The 14509-nt window shown below is 39.8% G+C and carries 13 protein-coding genes and 1 tRNA gene; 6 read left to right on the top strand and 8 right to left on the bottom strand.

The features are described from left to right. Positions 1-19 precede the first annotated feature (19 nt). Positions 20-316: a hypothetical protein gene (locus tag AC1XUO_RS19565; protein WP_483331460.1), complete on the bottom strand. Its 297-nt coding sequence runs from the start codon at positions 314-316 to the stop codon at positions 20-22. Positions 317-667: 351 nt separating this feature from the next. Continuing rightward, positions 668-740: transfer RNA gene (locus tag AC1XUO_RS19560), tRNA-Met, on the bottom strand. Positions 741-1550: 810 nt separating this feature from the next. Here AC1XUO_RS19560 and era point away from each other — a divergent pair. From era to AC1XUO_RS19540, 4 genes are all read left to right on the top strand, one after another. Next, entirely contained in the window at positions 1551-2474 is a 924-nt protein-coding gene (era, locus tag AC1XUO_RS19555) for a GTPase Era (RefSeq protein ID WP_483331459.1), read from the top strand. 115 nt (positions 2475-2589) lie between these two features. Beyond that, complete coding sequence (gene der, locus AC1XUO_RS19550; protein WP_234650625.1) at positions 2590-3900, top strand: ribosome biogenesis GTPase Der; 1311 nt, start codon at positions 2590-2592, stop codon at positions 3898-3900. Between the two features lie 102 nt (positions 3901-4002). After that, positions 4003-5091: an acyltransferase family protein gene (locus AC1XUO_RS19545; RefSeq protein WP_483331458.1), complete on the top strand. Its 1089-nt coding sequence runs from the start codon at positions 4003-4005 to the stop codon at positions 5089-5091. A gap of 308 nt (positions 5092-5399) precedes the next feature. Next, positions 5400-5807, top strand: coding sequence for a hypothetical protein (locus AC1XUO_RS19540; RefSeq protein ID WP_483331457.1), 408 nt, complete (start codon positions 5400-5402; stop codon positions 5805-5807). A 74-nt stretch (positions 5808-5881) separates the two neighbouring features. Here AC1XUO_RS19540 and AC1XUO_RS19535 read toward each other — a convergent pair whose 3' ends face one another. The 3 genes from AC1XUO_RS19535 to AC1XUO_RS19525 form a co-directional block, all read right to left on the bottom strand. Next, positions 5882-6718 (bottom strand): fumarylacetoacetate hydrolase family protein, encoded by an 837-nt coding sequence (locus tag AC1XUO_RS19535; RefSeq protein WP_483331456.1) that lies wholly within the window; start codon positions 6716-6718, stop codon positions 5882-5884. Between the two features lie 134 nt (positions 6719-6852). Further along, complete coding sequence (locus tag AC1XUO_RS19530) at positions 6853-7566, bottom strand: LytR/AlgR family response regulator transcription factor (RefSeq protein WP_483331455.1); 714 nt, start codon at positions 7564-7566, stop codon at positions 6853-6855. Further along, on the bottom strand, positions 7563-8603 hold the full coding sequence (locus tag AC1XUO_RS19525; RefSeq protein WP_483331454.1) for a sensor histidine kinase: 1041 nt from the start codon (positions 8601-8603) through the stop codon (positions 7563-7565). The genes AC1XUO_RS19530 and AC1XUO_RS19525 overlap by 4 nt, the downstream gene beginning before the upstream one ends. 211 nt (positions 8604-8814) lie before the next feature. On the opposite strand from AC1XUO_RS19525, the gene AC1XUO_RS19520 reads away from it, so the two are divergent. Next, positions 8815-9738 carry an ATP-binding cassette domain-containing protein gene (locus AC1XUO_RS19520; RefSeq protein ID WP_483331453.1) on the top strand — a complete coding sequence of 308 codons (924 nt, stop codon included), beginning with the start codon at positions 8815-8817 and terminating at the stop codon, positions 9736-9738. Further along, on the top strand, positions 9735-10490 hold the full coding sequence (locus AC1XUO_RS19515) for an ABC transporter permease (protein ID WP_483331452.1): 756 nt from the start codon (positions 9735-9737) through the stop codon (positions 10488-10490). The genes AC1XUO_RS19520 and AC1XUO_RS19515 overlap by 4 nt, the downstream gene beginning before the upstream one ends. An 81-nt stretch (positions 10491-10571) precedes the next feature. Here AC1XUO_RS19515 and AC1XUO_RS19510 read toward each other — a convergent pair whose 3' ends face one another. The 3 genes from AC1XUO_RS19510 to uvrA all read right to left on the bottom strand — a co-directional run bounded on the left by AC1XUO_RS19510 (position 10572) and on the right by uvrA (position 14428). Next, positions 10572-11042, bottom strand: coding sequence for an RES family NAD+ phosphorylase (locus AC1XUO_RS19510; protein WP_483331451.1), 471 nt, complete (start codon positions 11040-11042; stop codon positions 10572-10574). Between the two features lie 2 nt (positions 11043-11044). Further along, on the bottom strand, positions 11045-11473 hold the full coding sequence (locus AC1XUO_RS19505) for an antitoxin Xre/MbcA/ParS toxin-binding domain-containing protein (RefSeq protein WP_483331450.1): 429 nt from the start codon (positions 11471-11473) through the stop codon (positions 11045-11047). Between the two features lie 102 nt (positions 11474-11575). Beyond that, positions 11576-14428, bottom strand: coding sequence for an excinuclease ABC subunit UvrA (gene uvrA / locus AC1XUO_RS19500; RefSeq protein WP_483331449.1), 2853 nt, complete (start codon positions 14426-14428; stop codon positions 11576-11578). Between the last annotated feature and the right edge of the window lie 81 nt (positions 14429-14509).

The following is a 14509-nucleotide window of genomic DNA, read 5'->3' as shown; positions in this document are numbered from 1 at the left end:
TGTTCGTTGACGTCTAAACTCATTCGGAGTTTCCTGACATGACAGGCGGCTCTGATGGAGCCAGAAAATTTGTTTGTGGAATCTTTCCAAAAACAGGATGCTCCTGACTTAGCGCGCTATAACGGATGTCAATTGATGAAAATGCAAAAAAGCCACCATCTTTCGATAGTGACTTTCTTTTCTTGTAGCGGGAGCTGGCCAGGATCGCCTGCCCGGTCGAACCAGCGACCTTTAAGTTATGAGCGCAACGTTCTAAATTCGACAAACTTTTTTTTATAATAAAACCTTCTCGTTCCTCACTGCTCCGTCGGAGCATCCTGTTTATAGAAAATTTCGTTGTTCGGTGGTGTTCCCAACTCCTTCGGAGTTTCCTGACGTATCAGGCGGCTCCGATGGAGCCAGAAATTTGTTTGTGGAATCTTTTGCTATAAACAGGAAGCTCCTGACGGAGCGCGTCTTAATCAACGTCTATTTATATGAATGCCTGAAAACGCAAAAAGGCCACCATCTATTGATAGTGACCTCTTTCTTGTAGCGGAGCTGGCCAGGATCGCCTGCCCGGTCAAACCAGCAACCTTCGGATTATGAGACACTTCCGTCTGAATTGATTAAAATGGCCGAAAACGCAAAAAAGCCACCATCTTTCGATAGTGACTTTCTTTTCTTGTAGCGGGAGCTGGACTCGAACCAGCGACCTTTGGGTTATGAGCCCAACGAGCTACCAACTGCTCCATCCCGCGGTGTCGTTGAATTGGAGTGCAAACATACGAACTATTTTTTGATATAAACAACTTCATCGTAAAAAAAATCGAAAAATATTTTCAACTATTTCAGGATATTATTCATTCGAATACGAAATTTTAGTTATTTATGCCCATATTTTGATTGATTTTGAGGTAATTAGAAGTGTCTATTTTGATTTTCATCATTCACTCAAATTTTTTAAAAACCATTCACAAACTTTTATAATACTTTTGATGAAGCCTGGATTTTACTTTTAGAAATACTGCATTTTTAAGTTTCATAGCAACTTATCCTTTCCGGCAATGCTCTGATAACTTTTACACTTTATGCAGACATATCAGATTTCGGTATAATCTTCCAAATAATTTTCTTGCCGACGGTAACGGCGTAATGAAAGGCTGTGCTACCAAAATCTCAGTTTACTAATTAATAAAAATGTTGTCGATTTAGGTTACCTGCACTACGATAAACCATATTTTGTGTTCGGTAAAATTTCTCTTTAAAACCGCGAATTGACTTCTTAGTAAACGTTGATGAACGGGAGTAATAGTTTTATGATCCATATATATTGCAATTTGATGGATAGAAAACCGTAGTTTTGTATAATTATCAGGAATATAAGCTCTTGAAAAAAGTTTAAGGATAGATTACCCGCCATATCCGGCCTGTTGAAATTAAAAGTTAAGGCTTTTGCACAGCAATATATCAACCGTATGCTGGAAGATAAGCTGATCGTAACACCTTAATAGTTTCGTTTTTTATAGAATCAAATGAATTCTGAATCAACGAAATACAATAAAAATCTTATGAACGAAAATATAGAAAATCCAATTGCTCTCCGCGACTTCCGTGCCGGATTTGTGAGCATTATAGGGAAGCCAAATGTAGGTAAGTCTACTCTCATGAATGTGCTGGTAGGAGAGAAGATGTCCATCATCACTTCTAAAGCACAGACGACGCGTCACCGTATCATGGGAATTCTGAACGGAAAACATGAAGATATTCCTTTCCAGCTTGTTTATTCAGATACTCCCGGCGTAGTAAAACCTGCATATAAATTGCACGATTCCATGATGACCTTTGTAAAGGGTTCTTTGGAAGATGCGGACGTAGTGCTGTTTGTTACCGAAGTTGGGGAGAAAGCGTCTGAGCACGAAGTGATTCCTTTGCTTCAAAGAACAAACGCGCCAATTATTTTGGTATTGAATAAAATTGATTTGTCAAACGAAGAAGAATTGAAACGTAAGACAGAAGAATGGGAAAAGGAAATTCAGCCTGCTGCAATTATCCCGATCTCAGCGCTGTTGAATGCCAACGTACAAACTTTGTTTGATGCCATCATTACCCGGTTACCATTTCATCCACCATACTTCGATGAAGATGAACTAACCGATAAACCTGAACGTTTCTTTGCTTCGGAAATCGTTCGCGAAAAAATATTTCTGAACTACCGCCAGGAAATTCCATACAGCAGCGAGGTGGTTATTTCAGAATTCAAGGAACGCGACGATATGATTGTGATCCGGGCCGAGATTCTCGTGGAACGTAAAAGCCAGAAAGGGATTATCATCGGGGAAAAAGGCGCGATGCTGAAAAAAATAGGCAGCGAGGCGCGCAAGGACATGGAAGATTTCTTTGGTAAAAAAGTTTTCCTTGAACAACATGTAAAAGTAGAACCGGATTGGAGAAGTAAGGAGAACAAGCTTCGTCAGTTTGGATATGAAGAGTAGGGAACGTCATTCTCAGTCCTGAATTCAGATCCTGACAATTGTGGTTCTATCATTAAGAATAAAATAAAATGGGTTTCTGTCCAAAAACTTTCGGGCAGAGATTAGAAAAATAAAAATGGCAAATATTATTTCAATCGTAGGGCGCCCAAACGTGGGTAAATCTACACTTTTTAACCGTCTGATCGAGAGCCGCAAGGCCATCATGGATAACCAGAGCGGCGTTACACGCGATCGTCACTATGGCTATGGTGAATGGACGGATCAGTATTTTACCGTGATCGATACGGGAGGGTATGTAGTTGGGTCAGAAGATATTTTCGAAGGAGCAATCCGTGATCAGGTTGAGCTGGCGATTGAAGAATCGACGGTAGTTTTGTTTATGGTCGATACCATGACAGGGCTAACAGACCTTGACAAAGATTTTGCAAATGTTTTACGTCGTTTCAACAAACCGGTTTATCTGGTTGCCAACAAGGCTGAAACAACGGATCGCTACCAATCCGCAGCTGAATTTTATGAATTGGGTATGGGTGATGAGATCTATCCGATTTCTGCACAAACCGGTTTTGGAACAGGTGATTTGCTGGATGAAGTAATCAAACATTTTGAAACAGCCGGTGTTGAAGATCCGGAAGCTGGAATTCCGCGTATCGCGATCATGGGCCGTCCGAATGTTGGGAAATCTTCTTTCCTGAATGTTTTGACAGGAACAGACCGCAGTATCGTTACTGATATCGCCGGAACGACACGCGACGCGATTCACACGCATTACAATGCATTCGGAATGGAATTCATTCTGACGGATACGGCTGGTTTGCGCCGTAAATCACGTGTGAATGAAGATATCGAATATTATTCAACGCTTCGTTCGATCAAAGCGATGGAAGAATCTGACGTTTGTATCATTCTTTTGGATGCAACCTTAGGTTTGGAAGGGCAGGATATCACGATCATAGGCCAGGCTGATAAGGCTAAAAAAGGTATCGTGATCATGGTGAACAAGTGGGATTTGGTTGAAAAGGATTCTAAAACAGCTGATACTTTCAAAAAACAGCTGCTTGAAAAACTTGCACCCATGAACTATATGCCGATCATTTTTGCATCCGTTGTTGAAAAACAGCGGATTCACCAGGTGATGGAAATGGCTATGCAGGTTTATAAAAATAAAACGAAAAAAATCACGACTTCTAAATTGAATGACGTGATGCAGGCAGAAATTGAAAAATATCCGCCGCCGGCACATCGTGGAAAATATATCAATATCAAGTATATGATCCAGTTACCAACGCCTTCACCGACTTTTGTGTTTTTCAGTAGCAATCCAAAACATGTGAAAGATCCGTACTTGCGTTACCTGGAAAACAGGATGCGTGAGAACTTTGATTTTGCCGGGGTGCCGATCACAATATTCTTCAGAGAAAAATAAAAATTTAAGCCGGGATCATTCAAGAGAATTTCCCGGCTTAAATTTTTGATATTTTTACAACCCTCTCTTCATAAAACTTTGATAAGTATAATTCAGGCGTGAATGATTTCAGGTGAGCAAAAAACCAAATTAAGCTACTATAAAGAATTAGATGGTGTAAGGGCAATCGCCATTTTGATGGTTATGTTTTTCCACTTTTTTTCAGACTTCGAAACTGATGGAAGCATATTCCAATTCCTGAAACAATGGGCGATGAAAGGCGAAACAGGGGTGACGCTTTTTTTTGTTTTATCCGGATTTCTGATCACAAGAATATTATTATCAAGCCGGGAAAGTGAAAATTATTTCTACAACTTCTTTGTCAGAAGATCGCTGCGGATTTTTCCGTTGTATTATTTATTCCTAGTTATCTATTATCTGACGCCATTATTCTTTGGCGGCGTAATTCCTGAATTCGGTTTACAAATTTATTACTGGATATATCTCCAGGATTTTTCAACTACGTTTGGATGGAAATCGGAAGGGCCGGGACAATTCTGGTCGCTGGCCGTTGAGGAGCATTTTTACCTTGTCTGGCCGTTTTTGATTTATTATTTAAGAGAACGTGCGATAATTTTTTGGATCGGCGTAATCATCGTTACGTCATTTGTGCTACGGATTTATATGAGTCAGCGTTACCCGCTTATCCACCACTTCACTTTCACAAGAATGGATGATCTGGCAATTGGCGCGATTCTGGCGCTTCTTGAATACAATGGGTTTGTAAAACGAAAAAATTCAATTTACTTTCTTTTGCTCCTGATTCCCGTCAATATGGTTTGGGTTTTGAACCGTTTCGTTGGCCCGTCCATTGTGGATTCCATTGGTTTTTTACAAACTTCTATATCCTTTTGCAGTCTCATCGGTTTTGTGATCTGTTTGCAGGAAGGCAACTGGTTAAAGAAATTTTTATCACAAACGCCACTCATTTACACAGGAAAGGTTAGCTACGGATTATATGTTTTCCACCCTTTCTGTTTCAAACTTTTTGAAATATTTCTGAACACAAAGTTTTGGGTTGTGAACCTGATCGGCAGCCTGATCTTCACCTATATCATTGCTACGCTAAGTTATTATTATTTTGAAACTTACTTTTTAAAGTTGAAAGAGCGGTATAGTGGTAATAAAAAGGTTGTTTCGGTTACAGATTAAATATGTGTTAACTACTTCCTGTCAACTCATTTGATCATAATATTTCCCAACTCCATCCACCTTTTCCCTCAGTTCAGCATTAATTATTTTTCAGGTGCAACCTTTCTTCCTAATTTTCCATCTCTCAACAAGCTGACCGACCGTTCGTTGATGTTTATTTAGCTTGTTTGAAAAAAAATAAAAAAAATGTTAAAAACAAGGTACTATGTATTGCAATGTACCTGATAAAACATATATATTTGTACTGTCAATTAGTTACAAGATTTCAACGACCATAATTTTTTGTAAACGACTGAAATAACAGAGCCATGAAAACTATAAAATTACTTATCGTATTAGTCCTTTTCAGCTTACAGGCAAGTGCTACCGGATATTCCCACAATATGTTTGTTGCGCATAAAAAGCTTCAGGCAGGAAAAGAATTTCGTGCGGTGAAGGAACATATATCAAGACAAAGCCCTGCAAAAACAGTCATTCACAAAACAACGGTTATTCAGCAATCAGGTCTGTCTGCTATTTCTTACACAAAAGATCTGGCAACAAAAATGAGCCATATGGTAACGCTGAATGAAAGAATTTTAGAAGAAGCACCAGTTTCGTTTTTTGAGAAAGAAGAGACCGTTGAAATCAATAATTCAATTGCTTCAAGATTGGCCGGATTTATCAAAGACGTGCTATATGCTTGCCTTGGCGCGTCAGCGTTGTCAAGATCGTAAGTTAGATTATTATTTTGCCCAATATTAATTAAGGTTAGCAGGTATGATTTTCGGATCATACCTGCTTTTTTATTTTAACCAACAGTATTGGTAAGCGTTCCGATTGGTTCAATGGTAATATGCACAGTATCACCAATTTGAAGCGTAAAATCAGATGGAGGAATAATTCCGGTGCCTGTCATCAGATAACAGCCGGTTGGAAAAGACATTTCGCGATATAAAAAACGCAGCAGTTCGTCTGCCTTACGTTTCATAGAAGCAAGCGTAATTTCTCCATTAAAAACTTCCTCGCCTTCACGGATAATCGAAAGATCAATAACAGTGTCCGGAGAAAGCGGTTCTTGCGGGACATAAAGGCAAGGCCCAAGCGCGGCACTTCCTGTATATGATTTTGCCTGAGGCAGATATAAAGGATTTTCGCCTTCTATACTTCTTGAACTCATGTCATTCCCGATGGTATAACCAACCAAAGTTCCTGATTCAGAAGCAAATAATGTTAATTCAGGTTCAGGCACGTCCCATGTCGAATCCCTGCGGATTCTTACCGTTCCATGATTTCCGATCACACGCCAGGCGGTAGATTTGAAAAAAAGCTCTGGTCGGTCAGCTTCATAAACTCGGTCATAAAAAGTGTCCCCGCCAGCTTTTTCGGATTCTTCCATTCTTGCTTCCTTACTTCGGTTATACGTCACGCCAGATGCCCAAACTTCCTGGGTTCCAATAGGAGCAAGAACCTCCGGCATTGGATATTCATCCGTAAAAGTCAGCGCGATCAGACTTTCCGTTTGCAGCAATAGCCATTCATACAAGTCGTCACGATTGACTACAATATCCCAATCTGTTTCTGGCAAACGATAGAAAGTATCTCCTTTTTCAAGTATTATCCCGTGTTCGGTTTTGTATAACTTCATGGTTTCAATATTTGTTTTGTTTCAATAAGCCACAAAAGTGGTGCCTATACTTTAAGATAAGTACTAAATTTGAAGCTTTTGGGCTATCTGGATACCAGGTTTTTGCAGAAATCGGTAAAATTAAAGCCAAAAACTTACTGCTTAATTGTAATACCAAGAATTTCAAATAGGGAGCTTTTATAAGTATTGCTTACAGGAATTTCGCTTTTATTGATAAAAATACGATTTCCTTGCAAACTGGTAATCTTTGACCGGTTGACAATAAATGAGCGGTGCACACGAGAAAAAAGCTCGGAGGGTAATAGTTTTTCCAGGGATGACAATGATATGGTACTTAAAAACTTTGCCTGCTGTGTTTCCACTTTTGTATTGTTTCTGGATGCTTCAAAAAATAAGATCTGATCAAAGTTCAGCCTATTGATCATGCCATCACTAGGGATAAGTATATGGTTTTGATGAGCTTCTGATTTCAATTCCGTGCTCAAATTTATCTTACCAATTCTTTCCACAGCTCTGTCGATCGCAATAATGAAGCGTTCCAGAGAAAAGGGTTTAAGTAAATAGTCACAGGCTCCCATATCAAAAGCATCTGTGGCAAATTGTTTGTAAGCGGTCGTGAAAATTACCAGGGGCTGTTTTTTTAGCGTTGTCATCAATTCAATGCCTGAAAGAATGGGCATGTTGATATCCAAAAACAGTAAATCAATCGACATATCCTGCATTTTCTGTCTTGCTTCGAAAGCATCACTGCAAGTTCCGGAAACATGGAGCATTGGTAGCAATTTGCAGTATTTAACCAAAATATCTCTTGCAACCGGCGCATCGTCTACAATTAGGCAATTAATCATTTGATGTTTGCTTTTAAATTAAGTTCTACATGATATGTACCATTTTCTTGGAAAGCGTTATAGTTGTAATCCTTCTCATAGATCAGTTTTAATCTTTTCAGGGTATGATGCAAACCCACGCCCGAAGGTTCAACCGAATCCGTGGGTTGATAGGTAGTTGGGTCATACGAGTTCATTACTTTAAAATGAACCCAACCTTCTTTTACGTATAGAATAATGTCAATATGAATATTCGAATTACGTGTAAGCTTCGAATACTTAAAGGCATTCTCTATAAAAACAATGAGCAGCATAGGGGCAACCTGTAAATCAGCGTCGATAACTTCTTCTATTTCAGATGTTAGTGTAAGTTTGTTGCCTGTTTGTATTTTCTCAAATTCAAGGTAGTTACGAATATAGAGAAGTTCATTGGTAAGCGGGATAAACTGTTCGCGGGTTTCATAAACTGAATATCTTAGAAGTTCAGAAAGCTTGAGAATTAGTTCCGGAACTCTTTCATGCTGGGTCAGTGCAATTCCATAAATATTATTGAGCGTATTAAAAAGAAAGTGTGGACTAAGTTGTGAGAGCAGTAAACGAAGTTCGCTCTCTTTTTGCTGCCGTAATAATTTGGCTTCATTGATTTCTCTGAGCATACTGTTTCTTGCAAGAGTAATAGCCACACCAAAGAAAATAAATAGTATGACTAGTGGGAAGCAAACTGTGAGGTACTGCAAGAAATATTTGAGAACGTTTCCTTTATACAAATAACCAGCACCGGCTGCGCCAATTAAAGATAGAATCATGATGCTGATAAGAAGTTTTTGCAGGAATGGAGCGTACATACCTTTTGATAACCAGTGTTTCCCACACCACCTTCCCATATAGGTGGAAACTAATACAAATAGGCAGGTAAATATTGCGGCACTGGCAACACCCTTGTTTCCGCTCAGCAATACAGAAATGGCAAAAACAAAAATGAATACCGTACAAAATAGTATATGTATCCAAAATTTGGATGAAATCAACCTACCTATCAATTGTTCTAATTTTTCCATTATTTAAAGATGGAAAATCAGTTAAACAATTGAAAATGTTTGTGCTGAAAGCTCAATTTTCTATGCTAATTTCTAGAAATCTAATGCCGAATCATTAAGCATTGCAAACATGATTTAGGGCAGAAGAATATCGCATTATGTCCGCATAGTTTTATTCATACATGAAAAGCATCAAGTATTGCATCATTATTTAAATACTGATATGTGAAACATGGAAGAATATATTATTGAGACAAGCCACGTATCGTTTGGCTATTCAAAAGGCAAAAATGTCCTAAATGATGTGAATCTACAAATTCCTAAAGGTGCCATTTACGGTTTTCTAGGGCCAAATGGGGCGGGTAAAACTACTACAATTAGGATACTTTTAAGGCTTTTGAAACCTAGAACAGGTTTTGTCAAGCTTTTCGGCAAACAGGTTACAGATAGTTCTAATAAATTATTTTCCAGAATTGGATCACTAATTGAGTCCCCTTCTTTATATGAGCACCTAACCGGCCTGGACAATTTATTAATAACTGCAAACATCAGAAATATCCCCCAAAGCAGGGTAATCGAAGTACTAGAAATTGTGGGGTTAAGTTCTGATGCAGATAGGCACGTAAAAAAATATTCACTTGGCATGAAACAGCGACTGGGCCTGGCTATTGCACTGCTCCCAGCTCCGGACCTTTTAATACTTGATGAGCCGACTAATGGATTGGATCCGAATGGCATTATTGAAATAAGAGAGTTGTTGCTTCTGCTTACCAAAGAACATGGTGTTACAATTTTAATATCCAGTCATTTGCTTGCAGAAATCGAAAAGCTCGTTTCTCATGTCGGCATACTGAATCACGGTAAAATACTTTTCCAAGGATCATTTAAGAAGTTGCAGCAAATCAGAGAGGAGAAGACAATTATTGAAATTGATACTGCTGAAAACAGTATTGCCCTAAACCTGTTGCTGGCAAACGATATCCTTGTCAGTCAAGGGAAGAGATTTTTAGAAGTCACATTTCAGGATGTCTGTCAGCTGTCAGTCATTGCCAATTTATTAGCAACAGCAGACCTGGCTATTTACAGAATGCAGCTGGTTGAAAGTAGTTTGGAAGAAACTTTCTTTTCATTTATAAATAAAACTGAAGAGCAATGAAATTATTATTTTATGCCGAATTGATTAAGCTAAAAAATACATTTGCTCTTTGGTTGACAATTCTGGGAGCATCATTTATGCCTTTCTTATTGCTCTCTGCTTATCTTCTCAGCGTTAAGGATTTTGTACCTGCTCCCGCAGTAAATCCGTGGTATGAATATCTGCTGAGAACCTTCAATGGGAGTTGTCTCTTTTCTACAGGCTTTATATTATTAATTATCGGACTAATTCTTAATGTTGAGCACAAAGCGTATGGATGGAAACATCTGTTCACGTTACCAATATCACGGTCAAGGATTTATTACCTCAAACTCACTTTGATTTTTGGAGTAATCATTACATTCATTGTTCTGTATTTTGTTTTCGCAGTGTTTATTGGACAATTTTTGGGAATAGGAAAACCGGAGTTAAAATTCTCTGATTTTGATATACCATACGCGTATATATTGAAGTTTCTTCTGGATTTTTTCCTTTCGATTATTCCTATGATCGTCATTCAGTATTGGATATCGTTACGGGTTGAAAATCTGGTCACTTCGCTTGGACTTGGTATTTTGGGATTGTTAGTGGGCTTACTATTCAAAAATACCCCTTACATTATTTATTTTCCGTATGCGCTTCCGTTTCAGATGTGGAATTATCAAGTCACCGAAAGCCTTATTTCACAGAAGTTTTTTTGGATTGATTCAGTATACACCTTGTTGTTCCTTTCCTTAAGTTACAGTGACTTTACCAGAAGATTTCGCGGTTGACACCAAAACGAAATTTGGTCCCTTCGCTGTTCAATTTGAAACAGATAATAAATCAATGTATCCGATTAGTAATTTATATTTTCAATCCTCCAAACGCCAAAGCCGCCTGTCAATCGGGATTTTTTCCTGAGAAATTAATTGAATCTGAGCGAATAACGGATGTTTTGGATGCAGCAAAATATTATGCGAAAAAGGTACAATGACCGAGGGCAGAGCAATGGTGAGAACATCCGGATTTTTTAACCAGCTATTGAGCCATTTTTGAGTTCGTTCATAATTTTTATCCTGCCAAAAATCAGGCATATCCTCACGGTCGTAAAAACGTATATTTTCCGGAATGCTGATGGATGAAAGCCAATAAGTAGGAAGATCTTCATACCTGACAGCAGGCGCGTGCGCAAGCGTTTCAACCAGACCTAATTCCGGCGTAGAAGTTGTGTAAAGAATGCCGGTTCCTTTTGGATTCCAGCGCGCTCCATACAGGCGGCTTCCTTCGGCCGATAAAGATTGGTCACGAAATTTTTCTCTGATGATTCTGTAAACAATTGGCATACTCAGGCAGGCAAACCATAATCCAACCGGCCGAGCACGTCATCTACCAAAGAAAAACCGGTAATGGTATCCATCATCTGAAGTGGGCTCTGGTCATTAAGCTCAGATAACGGCGTTCTCAACCAATTCCGCACGATCGTTTCTTTGCCTTCAAAAGTATCCAGCGCATGAATCAGAATATTTTTCAGCAACAAAAGCCGCTCAGAAGCATCCGTTCCCAAACGTTTATCAACCGGAATGCGATGCAGATTTCGGGGCGTCATCCCTAACAGATATGCCATTTCGTTATCGGTAAGTTTCACTAAATTAGAAACAGTATCTACCAATGAACGATCAACGCCTTCACGGGAAGCCCTGATAACTGAAAAATCAGAAATGGGCGTTACATGATAAGACGCCGCCCGATCTTCAAACATTTTGTATTCCGCCATATCCGTATAACTAAAAATGGAATTCCGTCATAAATCTAAGTGACTTATTTCGGAATTCCAACCTTTATTCCAATTTCAACTAAAAAACTGAAAGCCAGATTTTTATATCTTTTCTTTTAGAAAATCAGCAGTATAGTTGCCTTCAATTTTTGCCATTTCCTCAGGTGTTCCGGCAAAGGTTAGGTAACCTCCGCCATCGCCACCTTCCGGGCCAAGATCCAAAATCCAGTCTGCACATTTGATGACTTCCATGTTATGTTCAATAATAATCACACTGTCGCCCTGATCAACCAAAGCATTGATTGCCTTCAACAATTTTTTAATATCATGGAAATGAAGTCCGGTAGTCGGCTCATCAAAAATGAATAAAGTTTTACCTTTGTGCGAAGAGCCTTTCCCAAGGAAAGAAGCCAGCTTCACACGTTGCGCCTCCCCACCGGAAAGCGTGTTTGACGACTGCCCCAAACCAACATAACCCAGACCAACCTCCTGCAACGGCATCAGTTTGTCAGCCAGTTTTGGTTCTGATTTTCTGAAAAATTCAATCGCTTCATCCACGGTCAGGTCCAGAATATCCGAAACATTCTTGCCTTCATATAACACTTCCTGAATTTCCTGTTTGAAACGTTTTCCATTACAACCTTCGCAGGTCAGATAAATATCAGCCATGAACTGCATTTCCACTTTCACCTGGCCCTCACCCTGGCAAATTTCACAGCGTCCACCGTCCACATTGAAAGAAAAATGGGAAGGTTTATAACCGCGCGCTTTCGATAATGGCAAATCAGACATCATCTGACGGATATGATCATAAGCCTTTATGTAGGTCACAGGATTCGATCGCGAAGACTTTCCAATCGGATTTTGGTCAATCATTTCAATGGACTCAACGCGGTCCACACTTCCGCTCAGCTCATTGTATTTTCCGACTTCCTCGCTGAACTCACCTTTCAGTCGCATCAGTGCCGGATACAAAATCTTACGTATTAAAGTCGATTTTCCAGATCCGCTTACACCTGTCACGACGGTCAGATTATTGAGCGGAACCTTAACATCCAGATCTTTAAGATTATTTTCCCGCGCACCTTTAATTTCCAGAAAATGGACGGTTTTTCTCCTTACCGACGGAACAGATATTGAATCATGGCCTAAAAGAAAATCAAGTGTATGAGAATTCAAACTGTTTTCAGCACCGCTCGTTTTCAGCTCACGAATCTCATCCCAGTTTCCCTGAAATACGAGATTTCCTCCACCCGTTCCGGCTTCGGGACCGATATCAATGATCTGGTCGGCGGCATGCATAACCTCCTCTTCATGTTCAACAACGATCACAGTATTGCCCAGATCCCGAAGCGATTCCAGAACGCCAACCAGCCTCTGGGTATCTCTTGGGTGTAATCCAATGCTGGGCTCATCCAGAATATACATCGAACCAACCAGCGCACTTCCCAGAGAAGTGGCGAGTTTTATCCTTTGAAATTCTCCGCCAGACAGCGAATTTGTTAACCGGTTTAAGGTCAGATAACCCAATCCAACCCGGTTCATATAATCCAGACGCGTTTCAATTTCCGTCAGAATTCTTCTTGCAATGCTCCGGTCATGTTCGTTTATATCAACATGCTTGAAAAAAGTGATCACCTCTTTGATCGGCATTAAAACCAGATCCGTAATCGACACGCCGCCCACTTTTACGTAAGACGCATCTTTCCGCAAACGGGAACCGCGACAATCCGGGCAGGTTGTCCTGCCCCGGAAACGCGAAAGCATCACACGATACTGAATTTTATAAGTCTGGGATTCCAGTTCTGCGACGAAAGCGTTGATACCGGAAAAATATTGATTACCTGTCCAAAGCAATTCTTTTTGTTCAGGCGTTAAGTCTTTGTAGGGACGGTGAATTGGAAAGTCAAATTTGACACCCTGACGAACCAGCGGTACCAGCCAGTCGCTCATTTTTTCAGAACGCCATGGCGCAATAGCACCGTCATACACAGAAAGATTTTTGTCAGGAATGACCAGTTCAGGATCTATACCCAGGATTTTACCGAAACCTTCACAGCGTTTGCATGCTCCAAAAGGGTTATTAAAGCTGAAAAGATTGACAGTAGGTTCTTCGAAAATGATCCCGTCAAGCTCAAATTTGTCAGAGAAAACTCTTTGTTCCCCGCCTACAACTTGAACGAAACAGGCGCCTTCTCCTTCAAAAAATGCGGTTTGGACAGAATCTGAAAGCCGATATTGCGTATCCTCATCATCTTTATGAACCGAAGCTCTGTCGATAAGAATAAATATTTCTTTTCCTTCAAGCGGAAACTCCTCGGGTTTTTCCAGCACTTCTTCAATATAGGCCGTTTCTGAACCGATCATTATCCGGTTGTAACCTTTTGATAAAAGAATCGTCAACTCCTCTTTGACAGATCGACCATCACGAATTAAAAGTGGCGTAATGATTAAAACACGTGCACCTTCTTCCTGACTGAGCATATAATTTACGACATCAGTCACAGAATCTTTTTTTACCAATTCACCTGAAACAGGAGAATAAGTATGTCCGATTCTGGCGAAGAGCAGTTTTAAATAATCATAAATTTCTGTTGAAGTCCCGACCGTCGATCGCGGATTACGGGTATTTACCTTTTGTTCAATCGCAATTGCCGGAGAAATTCCTTTGATGTATTCCACCTCAGGTTTTTCCATACGACCTAAAAATTGCCGTGCGTAACTGCTCAAACTTTCCACATACATCCGCTGGCCTTCGGCAAACAAAGTATCGAAAGCCAAAGACGATTTCCCGGAACCTGAAAGTCCGGTAATCACAACCAGTTTATTTCTTGGAATGGCGACGTCAACACTTTTCAGATTATTAACACGTGCGCCTTTGATGAGAATATATTTTCTCGGATCTAATTCATCAAATTGAGAAACGTCAATCCGGGTCACAGGTAATTGCATCATATATGGAAAATCAGGTCAATTTGCGCGGGATTTTTTTGGTTTCCCGATCTTTATATTAACCCAAAAATCGTGCAATTAGTT

The sequence above is a fragment of the Dyadobacter sp. HNCC25DJ186 genome (assembly GCF_056895235.1).
This window is presented reverse-complemented; position numbering and strand designations above follow the sequence as displayed.